This window comes from Novosphingobium sp. AAP83 (genome assembly GCF_001295795.1).
Lineage (GTDB): Bacteria > Pseudomonadota > Alphaproteobacteria > Sphingomonadales > Sphingomonadaceae > Novosphingobium.
Map to the genome: position 1 here is coordinate 550,869 of NZ_LJHY01000016.1, position 24,180 is coordinate 575,048.

At 58.4% G+C, this 24,180-nt stretch carries 24 protein-coding genes and 1 other RNA gene; 10 read left to right on the forward strand and 15 right to left on the reverse strand.

Translation table 11 applies throughout. The annotated features are described in order from the left end of the window. Positions 1 to 87: 87 nt before the first annotated feature. Positions 88 to 2,217: a malate synthase G gene (locus tag IP81_RS09495; protein ID WP_054107780.1), complete on the reverse strand. Its 2,130-nt coding sequence runs from the start codon at positions 2,215 to 2,217 to the stop codon at positions 88 to 90. A 204-nt stretch (positions 2,218 to 2,421) separates the two neighbouring features. Here IP81_RS09495 and IP81_RS09500 point away from each other — a divergent pair, with 204 nt between their 5' ends. The 4 genes from IP81_RS09500 to IP81_RS09515 all read left to right on the forward strand — a co-directional run bounded on the left by IP81_RS09500 (position 2,422) and on the right by IP81_RS09515 (position 6,343). Then, entirely contained in the window at positions 2,422 to 3,627 is a 1,206-nt protein-coding gene (locus tag IP81_RS09500) for a hydrolase (RefSeq protein WP_054107711.1), read from the forward strand. Beyond that, on the forward strand, positions 3,627 to 4,661 hold the full coding sequence (locus IP81_RS09505) for an arginine N-succinyltransferase (RefSeq protein ID WP_054107712.1): 1,035 nt from the start codon (positions 3,627 to 3,629) through the stop codon (positions 4,659 to 4,661). Before IP81_RS09500 ends, IP81_RS09505 begins: the two co-directional genes overlap by 1 nt. A 42-nt stretch (positions 4,662 to 4,703) precedes the next feature. Next, on the forward strand, positions 4,704 to 5,969 hold the full coding sequence (locus IP81_RS09510) for an N-succinylarginine dihydrolase (RefSeq protein WP_054107713.1): 1,266 nt from the start codon (positions 4,704 to 4,706) through the stop codon (positions 5,967 to 5,969). Positions 5,970 to 6,106: 137 nt separating this feature from the next. Next, positions 6,107 to 6,343 (forward strand): hypothetical protein, encoded by a 237-nt coding sequence (locus tag IP81_RS09515; protein ID WP_054107714.1) that lies wholly within the window; start codon positions 6,107 to 6,109, stop codon positions 6,341 to 6,343. Positions 6,344 to 6,359: 16 nt separating this feature from the next. Here IP81_RS09515 and IP81_RS09520 read toward each other — a convergent pair whose 3' ends face one another. Genes IP81_RS09520 through IP81_RS09540 form a run of 5 tightly spaced genes read right to left on the reverse strand, consistent with a single transcriptional unit; the run spans position 6,360 to position 9,880 of the window. Continuing rightward, positions 6,360 to 7,139 (reverse strand): SDR family oxidoreductase, encoded by a 780-nt coding sequence (locus IP81_RS09520; RefSeq protein WP_054107715.1) that lies wholly within the window; start codon positions 7,137 to 7,139, stop codon positions 6,360 to 6,362. 36 nt (positions 7,140 to 7,175) lie between these two features. After that, positions 7,176 to 7,718 (reverse strand): NUDIX hydrolase, encoded by a 543-nt coding sequence (locus IP81_RS09525; protein WP_054107716.1) that lies wholly within the window; start codon positions 7,716 to 7,718, stop codon positions 7,176 to 7,178. Positions 7,719 to 7,731: 13 nt separating this feature from the next. Beyond that, positions 7,732 to 8,412 carry a TPM domain-containing protein gene (locus tag IP81_RS09530; protein WP_054107717.1) on the reverse strand — a complete coding sequence of 227 codons (681 nt, stop codon included), beginning with the start codon at positions 8,410 to 8,412 and terminating at the stop codon, positions 7,732 to 7,734. Positions 8,413 to 8,424: 12 nt separating this feature from the next. Continuing rightward, positions 8,425 to 9,237: a YgcG family protein gene (locus tag IP81_RS20890; RefSeq protein ID WP_054107718.1), complete on the reverse strand. Its 813-nt coding sequence runs from the start codon at positions 9,235 to 9,237 to the stop codon at positions 8,425 to 8,427. A 1-nt stretch (position 9,238) separates the two neighbouring features. Then, a complete protein-coding gene (locus tag IP81_RS09540) occupies positions 9,239 to 9,880 on the reverse strand; it encodes a LemA family protein (protein WP_054107719.1) in 642 nt (213 codons plus the stop codon). A 177-nt stretch (positions 9,881 to 10,057) separates the two neighbouring features. On the opposite strand from IP81_RS09540, the gene mscL reads away from it, so the two are divergent. Further along, a complete protein-coding gene (gene mscL / locus IP81_RS09545) occupies positions 10,058 to 10,501 on the forward strand; it encodes a large conductance mechanosensitive channel protein MscL (protein WP_054107720.1) in 444 nt (147 codons plus the stop codon). 44 nt (positions 10,502 to 10,545) lie between these two features. Next, positions 10,546 to 10,914: a transfer-messenger RNA gene (ssrA, locus tag IP81_RS19630) on the forward strand. Positions 10,915 to 11,037: 123 nt separating this feature from the next. Here ssrA and yihA read toward each other — a convergent pair. The 5 genes from yihA to rpmH form a co-directional block, all read right to left on the reverse strand. Next, on the reverse strand, positions 11,038 to 11,712 hold the full coding sequence (gene yihA / locus IP81_RS09550; protein ID WP_231626307.1) for a ribosome biogenesis GTP-binding protein YihA/YsxC: 675 nt from the start codon (positions 11,710 to 11,712) through the stop codon (positions 11,038 to 11,040). Next, positions 11,709 to 13,505 (reverse strand): membrane protein insertase YidC, encoded by a 1,797-nt coding sequence (yidC, locus tag IP81_RS09555; protein WP_054107721.1) that lies wholly within the window; start codon positions 13,503 to 13,505, stop codon positions 11,709 to 11,711. The genes yihA and yidC overlap by 4 nt, the downstream gene beginning before the upstream one ends. A gap of 66 nt (positions 13,506 to 13,571) precedes the next feature. Further along, positions 13,572 to 13,781: a membrane protein insertion efficiency factor YidD gene (gene yidD / locus IP81_RS19635; protein ID WP_231626310.1), complete on the reverse strand. Its 210-nt coding sequence runs from the start codon at positions 13,779 to 13,781 to the stop codon at positions 13,572 to 13,574. Beyond that, complete coding sequence (rnpA, locus tag IP81_RS09560) at positions 13,778 to 14,170, reverse strand: ribonuclease P protein component (RefSeq protein WP_054107722.1); 393 nt, start codon at positions 14,168 to 14,170, stop codon at positions 13,778 to 13,780. The genes yidD and rnpA overlap by 4 nt, the downstream gene beginning before the upstream one ends. 38 nt (positions 14,171 to 14,208) lie before the next feature. Then, entirely contained in the window at positions 14,209 to 14,343 is a 135-nt protein-coding gene (gene rpmH / locus IP81_RS09565; protein ID WP_054107782.1) for a 50S ribosomal protein L34, read from the reverse strand. A 212-nt stretch (positions 14,344 to 14,555) separates the two neighbouring features. Between rpmH and IP81_RS09570 the strand changes: the two genes are divergently transcribed. Further along, positions 14,556 to 15,137 carry a hypothetical protein gene (locus tag IP81_RS09570; RefSeq protein ID WP_157573142.1) on the forward strand — a complete coding sequence of 194 codons (582 nt, stop codon included), beginning with the start codon at positions 14,556 to 14,558 and terminating at the stop codon, positions 15,135 to 15,137. Here the strand turns inward: IP81_RS09570 and mtgA are convergent. Both mtgA and IP81_RS09580 read right to left on the reverse strand, forming a co-directional pair. Next, positions 15,128 to 15,862 (reverse strand): monofunctional biosynthetic peptidoglycan transglycosylase, encoded by a 735-nt coding sequence (gene mtgA / locus IP81_RS09575; RefSeq protein WP_231626311.1) that lies wholly within the window; start codon positions 15,860 to 15,862, stop codon positions 15,128 to 15,130. The genes IP81_RS09570 and mtgA overlap by 10 nt on opposite strands. Before the next feature lie 69 nt (positions 15,863 to 15,931). Next, positions 15,932 to 16,615 (reverse strand): Crp/Fnr family transcriptional regulator, encoded by a 684-nt coding sequence (locus IP81_RS09580; RefSeq protein ID WP_054107724.1) that lies wholly within the window; start codon positions 16,613 to 16,615, stop codon positions 15,932 to 15,934. Between the two features lie 796 nt (positions 16,616 to 17,411). On the opposite strand from IP81_RS09580, the gene IP81_RS09585 reads away from it, so the two are divergent. Then, the gene (locus tag IP81_RS09585; protein ID WP_197274583.1) at positions 17,412 to 20,318 is read left to right on the forward strand and encodes an adenylate/guanylate cyclase domain-containing protein; all 2,907 of its coding nucleotides are present in this window, start codon (positions 17,412 to 17,414) and stop codon (positions 20,316 to 20,318) included. On the opposite strand, the gene IP81_RS09590 is transcribed toward IP81_RS09585, so the two are convergent. Continuing rightward, positions 20,315 to 21,727, reverse strand: coding sequence for a class I SAM-dependent methyltransferase (locus tag IP81_RS09590; RefSeq protein ID WP_054107726.1), 1,413 nt, complete (start codon positions 21,725 to 21,727; stop codon positions 20,315 to 20,317). The two genes, IP81_RS09585 and IP81_RS09590, sit on opposite strands and share 4 nt — an antisense overlap. A gap of 166 nt (positions 21,728 to 21,893) precedes the next feature. Between IP81_RS09590 and IP81_RS09595 the strand changes: the two genes are divergently transcribed. Both IP81_RS09595 and IP81_RS09600 read left to right on the forward strand, forming a co-directional pair. Further along, positions 21,894 to 23,477 carry a hypothetical protein gene (locus tag IP81_RS09595; protein WP_157573144.1) on the forward strand — a complete coding sequence of 528 codons (1,584 nt, stop codon included), beginning with the start codon at positions 21,894 to 21,896 and terminating at the stop codon, positions 23,475 to 23,477. Further along, a complete protein-coding gene (locus IP81_RS09600; RefSeq protein ID WP_054107728.1) occupies positions 23,477 to 23,827 on the forward strand; it encodes a hypothetical protein in 351 nt (116 codons plus the stop codon). Before IP81_RS09595 ends, IP81_RS09600 begins: the two co-directional genes overlap by 1 nt. Positions 23,828 to 23,981: 154 nt before the next feature. Here the strand turns inward: IP81_RS09600 and IP81_RS20170 are convergent. After that, positions 23,982 to 24,180, reverse strand: a 199-nt coding sequence (locus IP81_RS20170; protein WP_231626319.1) for a hypothetical protein, incomplete at its 5' end; no start/stop codon positions are given.

Genomic DNA, 24,180 nt, shown 5'->3' on the forward strand with positions numbered 1-24,180 from the left:
CATGTCGAGCGAAATCGAGACACCTCACGTCCAAGTGTCTCGGCTTCGCTCGACATGACTGGGGGCTGGGTTTCTCAGGTCAAAAGCTTAGGCCAGTTCAGCCTCTTTCGCCTGCGCCGCCTTCTTCTTCAAACGCCATGCGTGCAGCAGCGGTTCGGTATAGCCGTTGGGCTGTTCGATGCCATTGAACACCAGATCACACGCCGCGCGGAAGGCGAAGCTTTCCTCCCAATTTCCGGCCATCGGTTCATAGAGCGGATCGCCCGCGTTCTGTGCATCAACTTTGGTCGCCATACGCTTCAGGCTGTCCATCACTTGCGCGTTGGTAGCCACGCCATGCAGCAGCCAATTCGCCATGTGCTGGCTGGAAATGCGCAGCGTTGCACGGTCTTCCATCAGACCCACATCGTTGATATCCGGCACCTTTGAACAGCCCACGCCCTGATCAATCCAGCGCACGACATAGCCAAGCAGCCCTTGCGCGTTGTTGTCCAGTTCCTCGGCCACTTCGGCTTCCGACCAGTTAATGCTACCAGCCAGCGGGATCGCCAGCAACGCATCGAGATCCGGCGTGAGCTCTTGCGCCACCGCAGTGCGCAGATTGAACACGTTGACTTGATGATAGTGCATAGCGTGCAGCGTTGCCGCCGTGGGCGATGGCACCCAAGCCGTGTTCGCGCCGGTGCGGGGATGCGCGATCTTCTGCTCCATCATGTCGTGCATCATGTCGGGCGCGGCCCACATACCTTTGCCGATCTGCGCCTTGCCCGAAAGCCCCTGCGCCAGACCGATGCAAACATTGCGCTTTTCATAAGCCGCGATCCAGCCAGAGCCCTTGATCGCGCCCTTGCGGATCATCGCGCCTGCCTGCATCGATGTGTGGATTTCATCACCCGTCCGGTCAAGGAAGCCGGTGTTGATGAACACGATGCGGTCACGCACGGCTGCGATGCAAGCAGCCAGATTGGCCGAAGTGCGGCGCTCTTCGTCCATCACGCCCACCTTCACGGTGTGGCGCTCAAGCCCCAGCAATTCCTCGACCGCATCAAACAGATCGTTGGTGAAAGCAGCTTCTTCCGGCCCGTGCATCTTGGGTTTGACGATGTAGATGCTGCCCGCGCGGCTGTTGCGCAAAGGCCCCAGTCCCTTCACATCGTGCATTCCGATGGCCGAAGTGATGACCGCGTCCATAATACCTTCCGGGATCTCGCAGCCGTCTGCCAGCAGGATGGCCGGGTTGGTCATCAAATGGCCGACATTGCGCACAAACAACAGGCTGCGCCCCGGCAGGGTCAGCGTCCCACCATCAGGCGCGGTCCATGTGCGGTCCGCCTCCAGTTTACGGCTCATCGTCTGGCCGCCCTTCTGGAAGCGCGCCTCAAGATCGCCGCGCATCAGGCCCAGCCAGTTGCGATAGGCCAGCAGCTTGTCCTCGGCATCAACCGCCGCAACCGAATCTTCCAGATCGACAATCGCGGTCAGCGCTGATTCCAGCACGATGTCGGCGATGCCTGCCTTATCGGCCTTGCCCACCGGATGCGTACGATCAAGCACCACTTCGGCATGAAGGCCATTGTTGCGCAACAGCACGCTGCCCGGCTTGTGGCCCGCAAACTGTCTGGCATCGGCCAGCGGTGGCACGCCGTCACCGTCCCAGTCGTTCCAGCTCATCCCCGAAAGCGGGAAGGTCTGATCAAGGAACACGCGGCCTGCGCGAACCACCGCCGCGCCGCGATCGGCATCATAGCCGCCGGGCCGTGCAGCAGGAGCATCGAGCGCATCGGTGCCATACCACGCATCATAAAGGCTGCCCCACCGCGCATTGGCAGCGTTCAGCACAAAACGGTCATTCAGCACCGGCACAACCAATTGCGGCCCTGCCATCGTCGCGATTTCCGGATCGACGTTTTGCGTGCCGATAGTGAATGCTTCAGGTTCAGCCACCAGATAGCCGATTTCAGTCAGAAACGCGCGGTATTCACCCAGATCGATGGATTTGCCTTTGCGATCACGATGCCAAGCATCAACCAAAGCCTGAAGCGCATCGCGCTTGGCCAAAAGGGCGCGGTTTTCGGGTGCAAACCTGCCTGCCAGCACAGCAAAGCCCTGCCAGAACGCATTTGCATCCAGCCCAAGCGGCCCAAGCACTTCGCTATCGATAAACTGGCTAAGTTCGGCGTCAACTTTAAGGCCGCTACGCTCAATACGTTCGTTCATTTCACCCATTTCCATTCGCTTATTGCAACGTCCACGCCTGATAAAGCAACGCGTCGAATCTTTTGGACCTGGGGAGGAACTAACCAGCTTATGCCTTATTGCATTGCATTTTGCAATCACGTCAACGTCATGCCGTGCCCACGCCGCGCAAGCCACATAACAAGGACTTCACCACGCCCCTGCGAAGCGCTACCACGGTTACACATGCAACAGATTTCCGCCACCGAACTAGACCTGATAGGCACAATTGATGCCGCAGCGATGCTAGCGCAGGTTGAGCAATGGTGCGCGATCAATACCGGCACCGGCAACCTGACCGGCCTTGCCCGCCAGTGGGACCTGTTGGCCGAAGCATTTGCAATTTTACCGGGCACCGTGCGCAGAATCGAGCCTGCGCCCGCCACCGCCATCGCCGCCGATGGGCAAGAGGTCGAAAGCGCCAATGGTGCGCATCTGGTCCTGTCGATCCGCCCTGATGCAACGCGGCGCTATCTGCTGACTGGACATATGGACACGGTGTTTCCACCCTCGCACCCATTCCAGACACTGACATGGCTCGATACCGAAACACTGAACGGCCCCGGTGTGGCGGATATGAAGGGCGGGATCGCGGTGATCCTCGCTGCGCTTACCGCGTTTGAAGCCAGCCCCGCCGCAGCATCGGTGGGCTATGATGTGCTGATCAATGCTGACGAGGAAACCGGCAGCCTGTCATCGGCCCCGCTTATCGCCGAACTGGCTAGCGGGAAGGCTGCCGCGCTCACGTATGAGCCCTCTGCCCTGCCCGATGGCACTTTGGCGGGTGAACGGCCCGGCAGCGGGAATTACAGCGCGATCATCACCGGCCGCTCCGCCCATGCCGGACGCAACCCGCAAGACGGGCGCAACGCAATCCTTGCCGCTGCCGATCTGGCGCTGCGGCTGAAGGCGCTGGAGGAACCGGGCCTCTCGGTAAACCCAGCCAGGATTGATGGCGGTAGCGCCAACAATGTCGTGCCCGACCGCGCAGTGCTGCGCTTCAACATGCGCCCGCGCCTGCCGGAACAGGCTCACACCTTTGCAGCAGCGCTGCGCGAAGCTGTGCGCGTAATCGAAAAGCTGCACGACGTTTCCATCCACCTCCACGGCGGCGTCTCCCGCCCGCCCAAACCGCTTACCCCGCAGGCAGAAGCTTTGTTCCACCTCGTGCGCGATTGTGGGCAGGCGCTGGGCCAGCCGATCCGCTGGCAAGCCTCGGGCGGGGTCTGCGATGGCAACAATATCGCCGCATGCGGGGTGCCTGTCGTCGATACGATGGGCGTGCGCGGCGGGGCCATTCATTCGGATCAGGAATATCTGATCGTGCCGTCTTTGGCAGAACGCGCCGCGCTATCGGCGCTGGTTCTGCACCGGCTATCCGGGGGAAGCTGATGACGTTCCGTATCCGCGCCGCGCGCGCCAGTGATCTTCAACCGCTGTATGAGATGGCCAAGCTGACCGGTGGTGGCTTCACCAATCTGCCCGCAGATCGCAAATCGCTCACCGCCAAGCTGGACCGCGCGTCTCAGGCCTACGCCAACAGCGAGGCGGGCGATCCACAAAATCTGAAGGACGAATTGTTCGTACTGGTGCTCGAAGACAGCGCAACGGGTGAAGTGCGCGGCACCTGCCAGATTTTTACCAGCGTTGGGCGGCAATGGCCGTTCTATTCCTATCGCAAAGCCACGCTCACCCAGCATTCCAAGGAACTGAACCGCACCTTCCGCGCCGAAATGCTAGGCCTTGTTACCGATCTTGAAGGGTCAAGCGAGGTTGGCGGGCTGTTTCTCCACCCGTCGGAACGGGCGGGCGGGCTTGGCATGCTGCTGGCGCGCAGCCGCTATCTGTTCATCGCCATGCACCGCCAGCGCTTTGCCGAAAAGATTTTGGCCGAGCTGCGTGGTGCGATCGACGAGCGCGGCGGATCGCCATTCTGGGACGGCGTGGCCGGGCGCTTTTTCGGGATGAGCTTTCAGGAAGCGGACTATTTCAACGCGATCAACGGCAACCAGTTCATCGCTGATCTGATGCCCAAACATCCCATCTATATTGCGATGCTCCCTGAAACCGCACGCACCGCTATCGGCCTGCCCCACCCATCAGGCCGCGCCGCCATGCGCATGCTGGAAGAAGAAGGCTTTGCCTATGAAGGCTATGTCGACATCTTCGACGGTGGCCCCACCATGACCGCCAAGACCGACCGCGTCCGCTCGATCTGCGAAGCGCAAGCTACTAAAATTTCGCAAGTCCGCCCGGCTGAAGGCAATGGTATGGTGCAGGCGCTGGTCGCCACCGGACGCCTAGCCGATTACCGCTGCACGTTTGCCCGAGTGGCAGTTACGCCCGACGGCTTGTTGATCGATCCGATGGCGGCAGCGGCGCTCAAGGTTTCGGCGGGCGATATGGTCTGGCACGTCACCAGGTAGCCTCCCTACCCCGTTCTTCGATGCAATATCAGGACACACTCGATGCCCCTCGTTGAAATCAACTTCGACGGCCTTGTTGGGCCAAGCCACAACTACGCTGGCCTCAGCCTTGGAAATCTGGCCTCGGCCAGCCATGCAGGCGAAGTCTCCTATCCGCGCGCAGCCGCCCTACAGGGTATCGCCAAGATGCGCCACAACCTTGGGTTGGGCCTTGCGCAAGGGTTGTTTGCGCCGCTGCCCCGCCCCAATCCGGTGTTGCTTGGCGCTTTGGGCCTGAACGCCGTGGATGAAACCGATCCCGCCCAGCGCCGTTTGCGCGCTTCCGCTTGGTCTGCCTCATCAATGTGGACCGCCAACGCCGCCACGGTCAGCCCCGCGCCCGATACCGCCGACGGGCGCTGCCATCTGACCGCCGCCAACCTTGTCACCATGCCCCACCGCTCGCAGGAATGGCCCGATACGGTGCGCCAGTTGCGCCTCGCCTTTGCCAGTGCCGCGCACTTTACGGTGCATGACGCCGTGCCCGCCTGCTTTGGCGATGAAGGCGCGGCCAATCACATGCGCATGACCACAGCCCACGATGCCCCCGGCCTCGAACTGTTCGTCTATGGCAAAACCGGCGGCGCATTCCCCGCGCGCCAGCACGAACAGGCAAGCCGCGCTGTCGCCCGCCTGCACGGCCTGAACCCCGAACGCTGCCTGTTTATCGAACAAGCGCCTGAAGCCATCGCGGCGGGCGCTTTCCATAACGATGTTGTCGCCGTGGCAAACGAGCGCGTACTGTTCACCCACGAACAGGCCTTTGCCGATCCCGATGGCACATATGCGGCAATCCGCACAAGGTTGCCCGAAGCCGAAATCGTCGTCGTGCCCGCAAGCGCCATTAGCCTTGCCGATGCGATCAAAAGCTATTTGTTCAACGCCCAATTGCTAACGCTGCCCACCGGCGAAGTGGGCCTCGTGATCCCGCTCGAAGCGTGGGAGACGCCCTCTGTGCGTGGCTGGCTTGATGGAATGCTCGCGTCCAACGGCCCGATACGCCGTGTGCTACCCGTCGACGTGCGCCAATCAATGGCCAATGGCGGTGGCCCTGCCTGTTTGCGCCTGCGCGTCGTCGCCGATCCTGCTACTGTCGATCCACGCTTTATGCTCGATGAAGCCAAAGTCGCGCTGATCGAGAGAATCGTTGCAATACAATGGCCTGAACAGATTGATCCCGCAGATATTGGCGCACAATCTTTGGCCAAAACGGTTATCGCGGCCCGCGCTGCTTTGCTGGACTTGCTGGGTCTTGAACAGCTTTCCTGATCAATCAGGCAAACTTCATAGACACCCCTGTCGCTGCAATTTACAGTGAATGAAAGTTTAACGGACAACAAGGCAGCAAAATAGCGTCTGGCACGATGATTGCTAAGCTGGTCGGCAATAGAGGATAAGTACCCCGGATGCTAAACAAGATCGCCCGCCTGTTCACTATCAAAACCCGCTTTGAGGCGTTTGCGATCATCTACGCACTGTCCTTGGGTGCCGTCGAACGCGGCCAAGCCTATCTCACTCAGTATCCCGGCTTGGGCGGCAAGCTACTGTTCGCTGCTGCAACCGGCGCGGTCTTTATCGGCGGGGCAAAGATCTTGGATGCCGTGCGCATGGAACGCGAAGCCGCCATGCCCATTGCTCGATAACCGCCAGCGACATCCATCACATCGCCGAAATTCCGCCGTCCAATTTCAGCTCGGCCCCGGTCATAAACCGGCTCTCGTCGCTGGCCAGATATAGCACGCCCGCCGCGATATCATCGGGCACACCCAGACGGCCCAACGGCACTTGCCGCGCCAACTTGCCCATCACCACCGACTTTTCAAGGTTCGCATTGGCGCTGATATCATCAAGGATCGGGGTATCAACGAAGGTCGGGTGGACCGAGTTGCAACGGATATCCCAGCCACGTTTGGCGCAATAGAGCGCGACCGATTTGGTTAGCATCCATACTGCGGCCTTGCTGGCATTGTACCCGGGCATAGAATCGGAAGCGATCAGGCCCGCAATGGAACTGATGTTGATGATCGAGGCGGGTTGATTGTCCCGTAGCAATGGCAATGCTTTCTGGCAGCCAAGAAACACAGAATCGACGTTTATGGCAAAACCGCGATGCCATTCCTCCAACGTGCAGGTTTCGATGTTGCCCCGCACGCCGACCCCCGCATTGTTGACCAGCACCGATAGCCCGCCGAACTTTTCGGCCGCCATGGCCAGCGCCTTGTCCCAATCATCGGGGCTGGTCACATCATGGCGCATGGCAAAGGCTGTGCCTGTGCCAATTTCGGCGTCAATTGCAGCAGCCGTAGCCAATGCGCCAATGCCGTTTATGTCTGTCAACAGTACTTTGGCGCCCTCACGCGCTAGCATCCACGCATGAGCCGCACCAAGACCCTGGGCAGCGCCTGTGATAAGGGCCTTTTTACCGGTTACTCTGCCCATTGATGCTCTCCAGTTTCTAGTTTTACATGCCTGAAATCAGCCCAAGATGCTAGGCGAGAGCAGCAACAACATCCGCGTATCGATGGCATAACCCTCAGCGCGCTTGCCCGCGATGAAGCTGACGATCTCGGTCAAGGCCACGCGGTGCACGGTAATGCCCTCGCCCTCCAGCCCGCCACCGTCCGATACCTTTTCCAGATCGAGCGCGCGGAACAGCGTGAAAGCCTCGGTCACCATGCCGGGCGAGGAATAGAATTCTCCAAGTGATTCCACACGGCCCGGACGATAGCCGGTTTCCTCTTCCAGTTCGCGCGCCGCTGCGATGGCAGCGTCCTCGTTCTCCGATCCCGCCTCGTCACCGATCAATCCGGCAGGCAATTCGATGCAAGGGCGGCCCAATGGCACGCGGAACTGCTCGACCAACAGCACATGGCCATCGTCAATCGCAAGGATCACGGCTGCCCGGATGTTGCGCGCGCGGCCGACATATTCCCAGCGTCCGCGCGTTTTGGCTGCGATATAGCGGCCCTCCCAGCGCACTTCTTCAGGCTGGTCGCGGTACTCTTCTTCAAGGCTCATGATATCTCCGGATTCAGACTTCAATCAGCCTATCAGGTAGTTCGTTAACGTCATCTTCGCTGCGCGGGAAATGTTCGACAAGGACTTTGCCTACTTCGCCCACAGCCGCTGCCATGCCTTGCGCCATCTGGCCTTGGCGGAGCGGATCAAGCATCGCCTTCATCGCATGGCCCCATGTGTCGGGCGAAACTTTCGACGCGATGGCTGCATCAGCGATGATTTCAGCGCGATGTTCGGCAAGGCTGAGATAGATCAACACGCCGGTGCCTCCCGCCGTGCGGCTTTCTGCGCCAACGCGAAAGCAGGTAAGCGCACGTTCGCGAACGCGGGCGTTGCGCACACGGCGCGGCGTGAACCAAAGGCCCAGCGGTGTGAACCGCATCAGCAAGTACATCGCGGTGAACTTGATCGTCGCCACACTAAGCGCAAGGCCCAGCACCGCGCGTGGCGTCCATTCGAACGCCCATAGACCAAATAGATGTTCGATCCGGGGAAGGAAAAAGCCCGATCCTATTTCGAGCGCGCACAAGGCCGCGAAGGCGGTGAGCGCAGCCCAGACGAGTGCGACATCACGGTACGTGTCAGACCGGGGCGTGACGATAGTGACGATCTCGCCCGCGCTGTTCATTTCGGCAGCTGCGACCGCATCGGACACCAGCTTGTGATCGGCGTCTGTCATTGTAGGTTTCGCCATCACCAGTCCCGCTTACCAGTCACCGGAGGCACCACCGCCACCGGAATCGCCACCGCCAAATCCGCCAAAGCCTCCACCGGAATCGCCCCCGCCGCCCCATCCGCCACCGCCGTGCGAGGCAGATCGGGCAATCTCGCTCAAGCCCCAAAGGACAATGCCCGGATCGATCCCGCTGCTTCGCTGGCCATAGCCACGATTGCGCCGTCCGAAGATGGCAATGGCAACGATGATCAGCACGATCCAGAAGATCGCGCTGCCAATCGTGCCCCCTGCGCTGTCGCCGCTTTGGCGCTGTGATGCCGCCGCCGCTTCCGCAACGGCTTTGGCGTCTGCCGGATTTCGGTTGAGTTGCGTCAGTATCTGCTCAACCCCCGCATTGATCCCGCCGGGATAATCGCCCGCCTTGAAACGCGGCGTGACTGCCGTGGCAATAATCCGCCCGGCCAACACGTCGGGCATGAACTCTTCCAGCCCGTAACCCACTTCAATCCGCACGCGGCGATCATTCGGAGCTATCAGGAACAGTAGACCCTGATCGGTTTTTGCGCCGCCTATCCCCCATGTGCGAAACAAGGCGTTGGCATAGCTTGCCACATCATCGCCATCGAGCGAAGCGATGGTCGCCACGACAATCGCGCGCCCGGTCTGTGCGTTATAAGCTGACAAGCGCTGCGCAAGCGCGGCTTCCTGATCATCGGGAATGATGTTCGCCTGATCCAGCACCGGACCAGCAGGTTTGGGCGGCATGGCGGCGTGTGCTGTTCCTGCAAAGACCAGCAGCAGCACCGCGCACACACGAAAGAATGCCCGCAATTGGGCGGTCATATCAATTGCCCGAAGCTGCCGGAGCAGGGTTGGCAGGTGCCGGTGCGCTCATATCGAAATTCACCGTAGGTGCAACTTCGGAACCCGCAGCAGCCTTGAACGGCACCATCGGCTTGGCACCATGGATCAGCTTTGCCCCAATGGCATCGGGGAACGTGCGGATCGTGGTGTTATAGGACTGCACTGCTTCGTTATAGCGCGTGCGCGCCACGTTGATGCGGTTTTCAGTACCTTCCAGCTGGACCATCAGATCGGCAAAACGCGCCTGGCTCTGCAATTGCGGATAGTTTTCCACCACAGTCCGCAATTGGCCCAGCGCTTGGGTCAACTGGTTCTGCGCATTCTGGAATTTTTCGAATTCGGCCGGGTTCGACAAATCATCGGTCGTGATGTTGATCGAGGTGGCTGCCGCGCGCGCGTTGGTCACGTTGGTCAGGATCGTGGTTTCCGAAGCGGCAGCGCCCTTGGCGGTGGAAACCAGATTCGGAATCAAATCGGCGCGGCGCTGATACGAGCTTTCCACATCAGCCCAGCGGGCCTTGGCCTCTTCCTCGGCTGTTGGGACCGAATTGATCCCGCAACCTGCAAGGCTGGCTGCGGCAACAGTTGCAAACGCGATTGAGCTGAAGCGAATAGCGGCCATCGGCATCGTACCCCTTAGGATGGGACCGCACGCACGGTCCCTTTGTCTCCCCTGAGATAGCGCAAGCGGACGGCACTTCAAGAGTGTCTCGGTTTTGCAACCGATTGAGGCTTGCTGTCATCGCTATCAAAGGGCAACAAAGGTTCCGGAATATGGTTAACAAGCCAAGGGGGAATTATGGGAATGCTTGGTGAATTCAAGACCTTCATTTCACGCGGAAATGTTCTGGATCTTGCAGTTGGTGTGATTATTGGTGCAGCTTTTGGAAAAGTAGTCACCTCGCTTACGGAAAGCATGATCATGCCAGTGATCGGCTTTATTACTGGCGGGAAAGATTTCACTAACTTATTCATTCAATTGAGTGACTTGCCTGCCGATTTCAAAGGCGATGCCGCCAGTTATGCCGACTTGAAGGCAGCAGGCGTCGCGATGATTGGCTATGGCGATTTCATCACCCAGATCGTTAACTTTGTGATTCTCGCATTCGTCGTGTTCCTGATCGTCAAGGCCGCGAACAAGGTCATCGCCAAGCCTGCTGAAGAAGCGCCAGCCGCTCCTGCCGGCCCAAGCGAGATCGAACTGCTGGCGGAAATCAGGGATGCGCTGAAGTCCAAGGGCTAGGGCAAACCCAGAAAAACGGCATTAAAGGGGCGGGAGACATCCTGCCCCTTTTCATTTGGCACAAGCACCCTATATGAGTTTCTGCCGGTTTCGACCGGCTATGGTGATAAACTGCGGCGTGCAATAGGCACAGCGGACCCGGGGGCGGTACCCGGCGGCTCCACCATCACTACAGGTTCTTTATCGAATCTGGCCTTGTTGTCGCAAGGGTGTTGATGGGGCCGAACTAGGATCGACGTGTGTTGAAAAGCGCTGTTTTTGCCCAGGCTGAGTAACCTGTTATAGGCTCACAACTCACAAGTGCCAACGACAACGAAGCACTTGCTCTCGCAGCATAATTCTAGGGGCTAACGCCCTGAAGTTATAAAGCGTGAGCACGGTTCGGACCGAACCGGGTAACAGAATCGGAAACCGGGGGCTGGGGGCGAGCCTAGCAACAGAATCGCCCTATTGCCCCTCAATCGCTGATCGCCCCTGTCCTGTGATTTTGCGGGTGTTGACTGCCCTCCCCAACCATCTGGCTGGAGAGAGAGAAGTCAGATTTCGCTGTCAGCCAGAACCGCAGCGCGCAACTCTTCGATGCCCATTTTCTTTTCCGACGAGGTGACCAGCACTTCAGGATAGGCGGCGGTACGTTTGCGCGCGGCGGCGAGGGTTTCTGTGTAGACCTGATCGAGTTCACTGGCCTTGATCTTGTCGGCCTTGGTCAGCACGACGCGATAGCCGACCGCTGCCTCATCGAGCATCTTCATCATCTCGGTATCGACATCCTTGATACCGTGACGGGCATCGATCAACAGCAGCGCGCGCTTGAGCACGACGCGGCCGCGCAGGAAATCGCGCACCAGCTTGCGCCACTGCTCCACCACTTTGGGCGGTGCTTTGGCAAAGCCATAGCCCGGCATATCGACCAGACGCAACAGCGTGGGATCGCCCACTTCGAAGAAGTTGAGCTCTTGCGTGCGGCCCGGCGTGACCGAGGTTCGCGCGATGGACTTGCGGCCCGTCAGCGCATTAAGCAGCGACGATTTGCCGACGTTCGAGCGGCCAGCGAAGGCCACCTCTGGCACGTCGGGATCGGGCAGGAAGTGCAGCGCGGGCGCGGACTTCAGGAATTCGATGCGCCCTGCAAAAAGCAGGCGCGCGCGTTCTATCAGTTCAGCCTTAACGGCGGCGTCAACCGCTTCTGCTCGGATATCTTCTGGGTTCAAGGTGTTTTCGGCTTCCGGGTGGAAGCAGCCTTCTGTTCGCGGGTGACGGCGCGGGTGACGTCCGTCTGGTCCTTGTCAACTTGCGCCTTTAATTGCGGGTGCTTGCTGTAAAGGTACTTTTGCTGGGCAATGGTCAACAGGTTCGAGGTGATCCAGTAGAGCAGCAAACCTGCTGCAAATGGCGCCATCACGAACATCATGATCCAGGGCATGAACGCAAAGATCTGCTGTTGCGCCGGATCCATCGCGACCGGTTGCAGTTTGAATTGCAGCCACATCGTAATGCCGAGCAAGATCGCCAGAATGCCGATGGCCAAGAAGCTTGGCGGATCAAACGGTAGCAGGCCGAAGAGGTTGAGCACGTGCGCAGGATCTGGCGCGGAGAGATCCTTGATCCAAAGCACAAAGGGCTGATGGCGCATTTCGATGGTCAGCGTCAGCACTTTATAAAGCGCGAAAAATACCGGAATTTGCAGGAAGATCGGCAGGCAGCCCGCAAGTGGGTTGACCTTTTCTTCCTTGTACAATTCCATGATCTTCTGTTGCTGCGTCTGCTTGTCGTCCTTGTAGCGCTCTTGCAGCGCCTTCATCTTGGGCTGGAGCGCACGCATGGCGGCCATCGAGGCGAACTGACGTTGCGCAATCGGAAACATCACACCACGAACAACCAGCGTGAGCAGGATGATAGCAAGGCCAAAGTTGCCGACCTTGTTGAAGATCGAATCAAGCAGCCAGAAGATTGGCTTTTCGAACCATGAGAACCAGCCCCAATCGATCGAATAGCTGAAGTTGGTAACGCCTGCGGCTTCGTACTTTTCAAGGACCGCGTTTTCCTTGGCGCCTGCAAAGATGCGCACATTCTGCGATTGCACTTTGCCCGGAGCGACCGAGACCGAAGGGTAAATCAGATCAGCGCGGAAAATGCCGTTGCCAAGCGCACGGAAAGCCGATTCCGCTTTGGCATTGGCATCGGGGATGAGCCCCGACATCCAGTAAATGTCGGTAAAGCCGATCCAGTTGGCCAGTCCTTTAAGCGGGATGGCGGCACCGGGTGCTTCGGAGACAGTCGAGTAATTATTTTCAAAGTTCACCGAACCGTCGAACGCGCCAATCGGGCCGGAATGAAGCTGCCACGTATCGATGCTCGACGTTTTTTCGGTCCGGTTGACCAGTGCAAACGGACGCACAACCACTGGTGCAGTGCTGGCGTTGGCCACGCTTTGCGTTGTGGTGATCATGTAATCCGCATCGATGGCGTAGCGGATCGAATAGGTCTGTCCGGTGGTGTTGCTCCAGCGTAGAGTGACCGGCGTTTGCGGGGTCAGCTTTGCGCCCTCGGCGGTCCACGTCGTTTTGGCATCAGGGGCCGCGACGCCTTCACCCACCCAGCCGATCTGCGCGAAGTGTTGCGCAGGCGTACCTGCGGGCGAGAACAGCCGCACCGGCGCACTTGCCCTGTCGACCGTTTCGCGGTGGCGGGCCATCGACACGTCATCTAGCAGCGCACCCTTGAGGTTGATCGATCCCTTGAGGCCCGGCGCATCAATGACAACGCGGTGACCGGCGGCCAATTCGGCGCGCAAGTCTTTCTTTTCCAGCGCGACGTCTGCGGGATTGAGCAGGCCACCTTCGCGGCTTGGCTTGGCAGGATTCGCAGGATCGGCAGGTGCAGTAGCCACAGCCGCAGGGCGCTTGCCCGCTTGCGGATAGAACCAGCGCATGGCCGATTCCCAACCGAGCAGCAGCAGGCCGGTGAGCACCACGGCCAGAATAATGTTACGCTGATTCTGCACCGTGTTCGCGTCCTGTCAGTCAAATGCCGCGCAAGGCAGCCTGTAATTTCTCGTCAGGGGAGAGGCCTACGGAACCGGATCGTAGCCGTGCCCACCCCACGGATGGCAGCGCAATAGCCGCTTAGCCGAAATCCAGCCACCCTTAATCGCGCCGTGCTTTTCAACCGCATCGATCGCGTACTGCGAGCAGGAAGGACTGTAACGGCACGACGGTGGCAAGATCCGCGATGGCCCCAGCTGCCAGCCACGCGCAATCAGGATGAGCAGGCGTTTCACTTGCGCGGCTTGAAGTTCGATGCGCGTCTGCGCGGCGGGTCGCCCTTGCCCTCTGCCGCGCGGGTGAGGGCCACAGCCAATTCATCACGCAAAGTAGCAAAATCGCGCTCGACCCCGCCTTCGCGGCCGATCAACACATGATCGGCGCCGCGCATGCCCGAGGCGGGCAGCGCTTCGCGCAACAGCGCGCGGAAGCGACGCTTCATGCGGTTGCGGACAACCGCGTTGCCGATCTTTTTGGTGACGGTTACCCCGAAGCGCAGATCAGCTTCGGCGGAAGGCACTATATCGCGGTTCACCAACAGCACGAACCCGGGCCTTGCGACCCGGATTCCGCGATTGGCAGCAACAAAGTCTGCCCGATTCCGAATAGTGGCGATTCGGGTCATCCCCGCGACCGCACTTTCCGAAAGGATATCGGCAGCGTTCAGGCCGACAGTTTCTTGCGACCGCGCGAACGGCGGGCTGCAAGAATCTTGCGGCCACCCGGGGTTGCCGAGCGCGTACGGAAGCCGTGACGGCGGGCACGCACGAGGTTGCTTGGCTGGAATGTGCGCTTCATCTGTTTGCTCTTCTCATTAAAATCGGTGAACAGGCAACCATCGCCGCTGGTGCGACGTGCCGGAATCAGGCTGTGGCCGATAGGCGATGACCCGCAGGGCGTCAACCCTGTGGCATACGGATCAATCCGTTCAGGCCATCTCCGCAGTCACGTCTTGGCTGAATGGGATGGACCGTTCGGGTTTGGTAAGCATTGATTGCTATGCTTGGTGGATGAAACGGACCAGTTCGCAACGCACTGCGATGCCCCAAAGCCTGTTTGTAAAAGCAGTGCTGCCGTTTGCGGCACCGATCCTGCTGACCTTCGCGCTCGTGCTGCTGGTTGGGAACCATTGGCCGCGCGACATTGCGCCGGGTTCGGGCTTGAAGCTTGCAGGTCTGATTGCCACGGCGGCGACGGCATTTGTGGCTTGGCGCTATAGCGCTGCACAGTTGGACGAACCCAAAGCGTGCAAGTTTGCAGCGTTGCTCTGTGCTGTCACCGCCCTGTTGGGCTGGCCGGTCTGGTCTGTCGGTGTTTTGCCTAGCGTAAACGGGGCGATCGTGCGCGGCCAGAGCACGGTGCACATGACGCTGGAGCGGACCGAGGTGACACACGCGAGCAAGAGTCGGAAACTTTACTATTGGGCCTGGCTGAAACCAGACCAGAGCGATGCTGTGATTGGTTCGGGCCGTTATTTCATTTCCGAGGACGTCTATAACCGCTTGGAGAAAACATCACCTGCCACGGTCAAAGTGACGGTTGGCCAGGGCTTGCTTGGTGCGCGAATCGTGCTGGGATACGATCAGCGATAAACGCAGGCGTCCAACGCCTCGTTTTTGACCACCGCAACGCGCCGCGCGATGGAATTGCCGTGGCGCCGTGTAAAGCCGCCTGCGCCGTTCACTTCACGCTTTTTGGGCTGAGGCAAAACAGCGGCAATCCGTGCGGCTTCAACCGGGCTCAATTTGCGTGCGCTTTTGCCATAGTACCGCTGCGCGCCTGCCTCTACCCCATAAGTGCCGATGCCGGTTTCAGCCACATTGAGGTAGACTTCCATGATCCGGCGCTTGCCCCAGATGGTTTCGATCAAAACGGTGTACCAAGCTTCAAGTGCTTTGCGCAGATAGCCCCCGTTTTGCCACAAAAACACGTTCTTGGCGGTTTGCTGGCTGATGGTGGAGCCGCCGCGAATGCGCCCGCCCTGCGCGTTACGCTTGAACGCCTGCATGATTGCGTCTTGATCAAACCCGCTGTGAAGACAGAATTTGCCATCTTCGCTTGAAATCACCGCAGCGACCATATCACGGTCAATGTCATCAAGCGCGGTCCAGTCTTTGGTGACCGGGTTCTCGTCCATCAGCATGGTCAACGTGATCGGCACTGGCACGAACTTGTAGATCACCACCTGCAACACAGAGATGAACAGGAATGCCACCACCCACCGCGCAAAAAACCAGCCGATCCGGCCGACCAGCCCTGTCGACTTACCGGGCGCGCCGCCGGCGGACATGTTCGGTAGATTAAGATCCTTGCTCATACCGGACAAAGCTATTCGCAAAGGTGCGGGTCTGGCAATCGCTTCTAGCGGCACTGAACCAAAGTTTTATCACGCCGTCTGCGAATAACGCTTGATCCGCTCTGCCAGTTTGCTCACCGATGGAATGACAATCCGCCGCCCTTCCTTTACGACCAACCGCTCCCGCACCAGCAGAGAAAATTCGCGAGTGACAGTTTCACGATTCGTACCGATGCGCGCAGCCAGTTCCGATTGGGTAGGCACGCGCGAGATGCTGGCACCGCCAGTGTGGTCGGTCATTTCTGCCAGCCGCAGCAGTTCGGCCTGCAGCCGCGTTCCAACCGCCATTGTTGAAAGTTCATAGATCCGGTTGGTGAGATAACGCACCTGATGCGCCAGATAGCGCGCTAACCACAAACTGAGCAAAGGCTCTTTCGCAATCAGGGCGTGGAAAGTTTTGCCCGGTATGACCATCAGGCAACTGTTGTTCGACGCCACCACATCGGCCGAGCGTGGTTCGCCATCGATGGCTGCCAATTCACCGAAAATTTCGCCCGGCCCGATGGCCCGCAGCACCGTTTCACGACCTTGTGCCGAAACCAGAGACACGCACAAAAGTCCTTCGACAACCAGATAGACATCGCTGGCTGGCAACCCCACAGCCAGCAAAACATGGCCTTTGCGCACGCGCATCACCCGGCCATTTTCGGTAAGAATTTGCCGAACGGCTTCGGGAACGATCAAGTTTGACTGCAATTTGGTCGCGCTTGCCATCAAAATCCCCCAGAACGGATCCTTATAGACAACAAAGTGGATGTGTCGAGAATCACATGTTGCCAGTGTTGAGACCTACGGCACGGCCATGTAATTTTTGCGATATGTGGCCCTCAGCAATGACTACCGGGCCGATGCAAAGATACCTGATTTGGAAAGCTGGGCCAGGAGCCCTCGATATCGAAATAAAACGGGTCGGCGTAGCTGTGCTCCGTCCATCCCTTCTGATTGTAACCCCCGTCGGCGGCACGGCTGTTCCTCATGAAGATGTCGCAGATATTGCCCGGTTTTACTTGAGCGAAACCGAAGTAGAACGGCTCATCTCACCATCGGAAACACTGCGCTCCCCCTGTCTTGCGCTCCAATGTGACGCATTTCTCTCCGTTGCTTCACATGATCGGCATTGGGGCTGGTCAATCAGGGTTTCACGCAATGGCAAAGCACTGACCGGCCACCATCTTGACGGTGCCCCCTTGGTGATGGGCCGCGACGGATTTACCCGCGCAAGATTACGGACGATACCGCAAAAATCAGCGATGGCGCGGGGCCACGCTTTTATAGGCTTATTCTAAGCAGTTACCGCGTTTACATCCATTTTGAATGGTTAACGCGAAATTTATTGCGATAATGGTTGTAACCTGTGACTCTGCTGGTGATGGCGAGGTGGCAGGGGTTTCATCTGGCCAAAAAACAGGCTCAGAGTCTTAACGTGCAATTGGTGGGGCATAGTACTACCGGGCAGGCGCCAGAAACAGCCGAGCGCGTTGACGTTTTGCCGAACAATATGCCAATTGGATTGGCTGATAACTTGCACGGTTTTGCTGGCGAACTGGACTCAATTCGATTCGCGACGATCCTGTTTGCAGACATTGTCGGATCTACACGACTGCTGCGCGCGCTTGACCCCGAAGACGCGCGCGATCTGATTGATGCCTCAATCAAGCTTATTCAAAACGCAATTCATGATTTCCAAGGCCTTGTTGTGCGCGTTCAGGGTGATGGCGTGATGGCGGTGTTCGGCATTCACCCCGCAGCACAGGACCATGCCTTGCGCGCTGCTTTGGCGGCACGGCAAATCGTCGATCGCATGAAGGGCGGCAGCATAGGCATTTTGCCATCACTGCAAGTGCGAATAGGCATTCACGCGGGACCAATTCTCCTGCGCCGTCAGGATCACGATTTTGGCAGCATCGTGGACGTGGTTGGCCATGCCGCTCATGTCGCCGGGCAGGTGGAACAGCTTGCATCGCCCGGTAGCGTTGCGATCTCGGCTACCACGGCTTCCCTCATCGCTGAGAATTGCGACCTGCGCCAGACAGGCAGGCTACCATCAGATGGCCATGACAGTGCCGATGATGGTGGCGAAGCGGTGTTCGAATTGGCCGCAATCAACTTTGCCGGAAGCGACCATGTGCCTGTCAAAGGCAACGCCACCTACCCGGTGATAGGGCGCGATAAGGATTTAGAGCAAGTACGGGCAATGATCGCCGCCCTGCCCGCTGGAAAGCCCGCAGCGATTGGCTTTATCGGCGACGCCGGCATGGGCAAAAGCCGCCTCTTGCTTGAGGCGAGCCGTCTGGCAGCAGGCTATGGCGTCACTTTCGTGGTCATTCGCGGCAACCCACTGATGGCGGCGGTGCCGTTCGGCTGTCTTTCGCCAGCTGTGCGCCACGTGGTCGAATTGCTGCGCCCATTCTGCGCCGATCCTGCGCAAGCAGCGGGACTGCCAGCAGAGCAGGCCGAATGCCTTAACGGCTTTGCGGGAGGCATTGGGGCCTGGCTGCCCGGACTATCGCCGGGTGATCGCAGCCGCATTGCCACGCAGGCGATAGTTGGGCTGCTGCGGCTTGCGGTGGAAAATATGCCGTTGCTGCTGCTGGTTGACGATATGCACTACATTGACCGGGAGACGCGGTCTATATTGACGGGTATTCGGCAAAGTGCGGCGCTGGGTATTATTGCAGCCGGCCGCCCTGAAGCAACACTGCGCTTGACCACACTATGCGGCAAACCGTCGCAACTCAAAGCTTTGCCATCTGACGCCGCCCGCACCCTGATATCACTGATAAACCGCGCGGCTCCGCTGGAAGATGGCACCATTGAAAAAATCCTTGCACGTGCCGATGGTTTGCCATTGGCGCTTCAGGAATTTGCGGTCACGGCCCAATCGGATCAAGGCACCGTCCGCCTCCCTGCCCGACTGGAAAATCTGCTCGCAGAACGCCTTGCGGCATTGGATGAGGATGCAAGCCGGTTGTGCCAATTGTGCTCCGCGCTTGGTCCTTCATTTCAAGCCAGCCATCTCGCAAAAGGTGCGGCTCTGGTATGTCGCAACCCGGCCGCAGCCACTATACGGCTGGTGGAAAGCCGGGTCATTGAAACCGCGCAGGCCGATGTCGTGCGCTTCACCCACCAATTGGTGCAAGAAGCCGCATATGCAACAATGACCAGGCGGCGGCGCAAAACAATGCATTTGCGTGTGCTGGAACTGCTTGAAGGAGATGCCGCCACCCATGCCGAACTGGCCACCCATGCCGAGAAGGCGGGCCTGCCAGAGCGCGCGCTGGATCATCAATGGAATGCATCAATCGAAGCCTTGGGGCTTGCCGCCATCAGTTCTGTGCTGGCGCTGTACCGCCGCGCGCGTGATATAGCGGCCTGGCTTGACCCGCCTGCATCGCAGTTCCAGCGTGCGCGATTTGCTCTTCTTGCCCTTGATACGCTGCAACAACTCTCGTTGGAACAGGAAGTCCGGCAGGATATCGAGGCTGTTGCCAACGGGCAAATTGATATGGGGCCTGGCATCCGCACGGTTGCGCGAATTAACATGGCCTTGCTTGACTGGATCGATGGCTCGCCGGTTCGTGGCACTGAATGGCTGGCACAGGCTCAGGCTGATCTGGACAATCACGACAGCTTGCCGCGCCGCACATTTGCCGATGTTGTGGGGGCCTATATCGCCTTTTCTCGTGCGCGTCCGGAAGAGGCCGTGGCGCGGATCGAGTTGCTAGGCGCAAGGCTGCAAGACGGTTTGGATGGCGCGACATTTGGCGCGGTTGTAGTCATACCGCACATCCTCGCCCGTGCATTCGGTGCATGGTATCTTGTCGATCTGGACGACCTGCCACGTGCGCGGCGATGGATTGCCGAGTCAGCTCGCCTATCCCGCCGCTATCACCATGATTATTCACGTCTTTTGTCTCATCTTGCCCACGGTTACCTACACTATCGCGGTGGACATATCCCAAAGGCGTTAGGCATCATGCGCCGCGCTCTTGCCGAATGCCTGAACCGTCGCTTCTTTGGTTTTGAACCGGTTTGTGTCGGCTGGACCGCGCTGTGTTTGATTGATGCTGGCCTGTTGGATGAGGCTGAAGTCATCCTCAACGCATCACTAGAGAGGGGCTCCTATCTCAAGGTGCGTACCGCCGGAACCTACTATCTCCACGAAGCGCGCGCACGATTGGCCATGGCACGCGGCAATGCCGCACAAGCGACCGCGATTGCCGCACAGGCGCTAAACCATTGCCGCGATTGCGGTGAGATTATGCACGAATTGCATGCCAGGGTGCTGTGCGCGGAGGTACGCGCCGCTTTTGCACAGCCCGTCGGCGACCTGAGCGACTTGCAGGCAAGGGTGACAGAGCTTGGTATTGCACCGCTACTCAAGCGTTTGAATGCTTTGACTAAAGACGCGCGCTAAGCGATCATCAGCGCTTTGCTACAGCAAGCGGCAATCGCAGCATGGGTGTCCTCTGGCGGAATGCCTGTTTCCAACGCTGCAATTTCCGCAATGGTGCGTGTCCCATCGGCTGCCATCAGCAGGGCGCGCAACTCGGGTTGTTCGATCTTGAGCACGGTATGATCCAGCGTGCAGAGCATCGTCTCGCCAAGGCCCAACATTCCGCGCACCAGCGGACTCGCGCATGGATTGTCAGACGGTTCGGCCGGGAATGGAGCCGGACCGGGATAAAGCGTGACATACCACTCAACGAACAATTGCAAGATCACCCGCAAGTGTTCGGGATTATCGGTAATCGCGCTGATCGGCACGCGCTGCGGATAGACTGCCGCCACGCGGGCAATCGACGCGGCCAGATCTTCATCCGCAATGTTGATGCTGTCCCCACCCTGAGCAAATGCACCGTCATCGAGCCGCTTCAACTTGGTGGATATCCACATGCCAGCGATACGGGTGGCATCAATAACGCGGTCAGGCTCCTGTTTCGCAAACAGGCTTTGCCGGAAATAGCGCAACGAGGCGTAATCATCGCGCGAGGCGGCGAGCAGGACGGCGTATTCCGGGTCATCCGGCAACGCGCTTCCGTCCGGCAGGAACCCGTCAAGGTGCCGGTTGCGGCCGGCATCGGTTAGGAACACCAGGCCGCTTTCGGCTGCTGCTGCGGCTACATCCATCAACCGTTGCGGATTAAAACAAGGCCCCAGTTCATCGTGGAACAACACCGCGTCAGGGCGCTTGAGCATGGATTCTGCTTGCTGGCGCAGGGTCTTGGCCAGCGGTTCATCATCGGGTTGGGGCCGCGCATAGGCTTCAAGAAAATCACGCACGGCAGCAATCCGCGCATCGGGATCATCGATCTCGCCAATGGCATCAAACAGCATCTCGCGCATGATCTGGCGGACATGGCCACCGGGCATGGCGTTATAACTGACAAAGCCGACCCCCCGATCCGAAAGGCAATGGGCGATCAGGCGCATCGTCGCTTCGCGGACATGATCTGGCACCCAGGCATAAACGCCGTGGGCGATGACATAATCAAACGATCCGGCAGGGTAGCGCTCATGCGCTTCGCAAATATCCTCCACCGCCAGCGTGACATTGGCAAGGCCGCTGGCATCCGTGATTTCCTGCCCGCGCGCGATGGCATTGGAGGACAAATCAAAGCCATGTGCATCGCAATCCGGCCACATCGCCGCCATCGACAGCAAGTTGACGCACGTCCCCCCGCCAATCTCCAGAATGCGCGCCTGATGCGGCGGTACAGGATCAAGCCCCGCAAGTCGGGCAAGAACCGCCAACCGCTCAGGATGCGTCTGGGCAAACATCGTCGTTGGATAAGCGACGCGATCATAGGGGGTGGTCAAACGCACATCCAATTCTGTTTACTTTTCACTCTGGCACCATCTTGGGCGATGGTTCGGGGCCTATTCAAGTGCGTTCTTATCGAAACGATGTGAATTTGCGCACATGATAGCGTGCAAATGCACGCCACAAGAGCTCTTCAGGCGTTCGAATACTTCGACCGGGGGCGGGCTGGTGAAACTGATCGAGATCAGACGCAGCAGCGGCGTGCTGCTCATTGGCCGCAAGGGTGCATTCCCTGCTATCATGCTCAAGGCAAACGATGAACAGCGCTGTGCGTCCACTTTGCGGACATTGGCGCAGGACCGCGCCGCCATCGTGCAGTTACGCGCGCAATGGTCAAATATTTTTGCCACCCGCCTACCCGAAAATCCCGAAGCACAAGATCCCGCTCGTCTGCTGCTTCGTGAAATTGCTGCCGGGTCAATCCAGGCGATTTTGCTGCGCACGCCGCGTATCCCCTTGACGCCAGCAGACGTGGCGCAAATCACCACGGGCACGATCAACGTCGGCAACGAACAGCGCCGTTTGCTGATTGCAAACAAAGGCACGCTTCCGCCCCAGGTTCTGGCTTTCAACAACAGCCAGGCAGCGATTGCTGTCCTGAACCAGTTGCGCGACAGCGACGCGACAGCACGGCAAATCGATCTGCAAGCTGGGCGGCTCAACCCCGGCGGCAAAGTCATTCTATCGGGCGCCAGTTTTCGCAAACACTTGGCGCAGCAAATTAGCGCAGGCGTACTGGAAGCAGCGGTTGTCGACCAAACGGCCGCAGCTACCGCCATAGCAGCGCGTCCTGATGCCGAAACCCCGCCAGGCCAAATGGGGTCATTCGAAAGGATCGGAAGCGCGCTGAAGCGCAGTCTGCCCTATGCCATCGAATCCGGGGACGAAGCGATACGGCTTGCTGTTGAGGAATTTCTACAGCCTGAAAGCATCGCCGTGATGATCGCCATGGCGGCGGCAGTGGCCTTGGCCAACACCAATCCCGTCACCGGCGCGGCCGTTAATACGACTCTGGTGCTGCTGGGCTGGGCCAATGGCGGCATGAAGGCAATCAAGGGCATCGGCGCTTTCGTCATGGCCACTATCGACGCCCAATCAGCAACAACCGAAGCAGAATTGGATCAAGCTGCCAAGGCCTATGGCAAAGCACTCGGCGCTATGGGCCCAGACCTGCTCAATGCCATTGTCGGCAAGTTCGTGCCCAAGAAGGGCGGCGGGGGCAGCAAGGGTGGGAAGGCAAACGTCAGCGGCACACCGCCTCAGCGCAACCAAGCCCAGACGCAGAAGACAAAGGCCGAGCCGGGGAAACCTAAGGATCCGCAATCCAAACCTATACAATCTGCCCCATATAAAGGAAAACTGCCGACAGGATCATCAAAGACGATGACCTCCGAAGAGGCCAATCATTTTCATGAATTGAAGGGTAACCGCCCACCTTATGCGCCTGGGAAGCCCGTAAAGGAGATCATTACTGACAGCGATGAGGCCTTTGTGAGAGTGCATGGCAAAGACAACCAAGCCGGGTCTTGGGTTATGCGCAAAGAGGATATTGAGGGTCTGTCTCCTCAGCAAATCAAGGATAAGTTTGCTTTGCCCGATTTGCCCACGCAAGTTTCGGATGTATCTGTACCGGCCGGGACAAAATTGCGGGTTGGCGAGGCTGGGGGACTACCTCCGTGGGGTTCCGGTGGCGGGATGCAAGTCGAAGTTATGGAGCGTACGTCTGTCTTTACAAATCCGAGGCCACTTTGATGGAAAATCCGATAAACTATACAATTGATGGGGCAAATCTTGTGCTTTCAGGGTTGGACCTGCCTGTGAAGATGCCGTACCCGATAGAAAAGGTGGTTGTTGTCGAAAACACGTTGGCGGTTTTGCTAACCATCCCGCGCGGGACTGTCGAAAACGAAAACGTGATGGGACTGAACGCAGATGGCGAGATCATCTGGCAGATTGAACGCATTCCACATGTCTATGAAGACAGTCCCTACATCAATATAGCGGTTGAAAATAGAGACCTTATTGCATTTAACTGGGATGGTGACAAAGTTAATATATCCCCCACCAATGGAAAGGCAAAGCGCATTGGTTATTCGAAGTGATATTCGAATTTATTCTGATTTCATAAATAGCAAATATTTATCATTTTTAAGATATTTAATGTAATTTAACCAATTACTATATGGCTGCCTGGTGTAAAATTGGCGCGGCGCATCTTGAAATGGGCATTCAAGATGGCACCACGCAATTTCCTTATCAAGCAATCATCGTTTGATTATCGCCAGTTGCCTCGTCAAATTTTCCGGCCACGATGCTGCTTGCTAACATTCCAGCTACTGAGAGGAGTTCCTTCCGCGACTTGCCGGGGTATTGCTGGCGAAAATCATTCATCATCGATGTAAGAGCCCGATCCGAAAGTTGTTGAGCAATACCAGCATGTTGTGATTCACACCTC

Coding starts and splice junctions, on each gene's coding strand:
- IP81_RS09495 (WP_054107780.1), bottom strand. CDS start 2,217: ATGAACGAACGTATTGAGCGTAGCGGCCTTAAAGTTGACGCCGAACTT.
- IP81_RS09530 (WP_054107717.1), bottom strand. CDS start 8,412: ATGGCGAAACCTACAATGACAGACGCCGATCACAAGCTGGTGTCCGAT.
- IP81_RS09525 (WP_054107716.1), bottom strand. CDS start 7,718: ATGAGCCTTGAAGAAGAGTACCGCGACCAGCCTGAAGAAGTGCGCTGG.
- IP81_RS09540 (WP_054107719.1), bottom strand. CDS start 9,880: ATGGCCGCTATTCGCTTCAGCTCAATCGCGTTTGCAACTGTTGCCGCA.
- rnpA (WP_054107722.1), bottom strand. CDS start 14,170: ATGACCCGAATCGCCACTATTCGGAATCGGGCAGACTTTGTTGCTGCC.
- IP81_RS09520 (WP_054107715.1), bottom strand. CDS start 7,139: ATGGGCAGAGTAACCGGTAAAAAGGCCCTTATCACAGGCGCTGCCCAG.
- IP81_RS09580 (WP_054107724.1), bottom strand. CDS start 16,615: ATGGCAAGCGCGACCAAATTGCAGTCAAACTTGATCGTTCCCGAAGCC.
- IP81_RS09600 (WP_054107728.1), top strand. CDS start 23,477: ATGGAAAATCCGATAAACTATACAATTGATGGGGCAAATCTTGTGCTT.
- IP81_RS09500 (WP_054107711.1), top strand. CDS start 2,422: ATGCAACAGATTTCCGCCACCGAACTAGACCTGATAGGCACAATTGAT.
- IP81_RS09515 (WP_054107714.1), top strand. CDS start 6,107: ATGCTAAACAAGATCGCCCGCCTGTTCACTATCAAAACCCGCTTTGAG.
- IP81_RS09570 (WP_157573142.1), top strand. CDS start 14,556: ATGAAACGGACCAGTTCGCAACGCACTGCGATGCCCCAAAGCCTGTTT.
- IP81_RS09505 (WP_054107712.1), top strand. CDS start 3,627: ATGACGTTCCGTATCCGCGCCGCGCGCGCCAGTGATCTTCAACCGCTG.
- IP81_RS20890 (WP_054107718.1), bottom strand. CDS start 9,237: ATGACCGCCCAATTGCGGGCATTCTTTCGTGTGTGCGCGGTGCTGCTG.
- mscL (WP_054107720.1), top strand. CDS start 10,058: ATGGGAATGCTTGGTGAATTCAAGACCTTCATTTCACGCGGAAATGTT.
- IP81_RS09510 (WP_054107713.1), top strand. CDS start 4,704: ATGCCCCTCGTTGAAATCAACTTCGACGGCCTTGTTGGGCCAAGCCAC.
- mtgA (WP_231626311.1), bottom strand. CDS start 15,862: ATGAGCAAGGATCTTAATCTACCGAACATGTCCGCCGGCGGCGCGCCC.
- rpmH (WP_054107782.1), bottom strand. CDS start 14,343: ATGAAGCGCACATTCCAGCCAAGCAACCTCGTGCGTGCCCGCCGTCAC.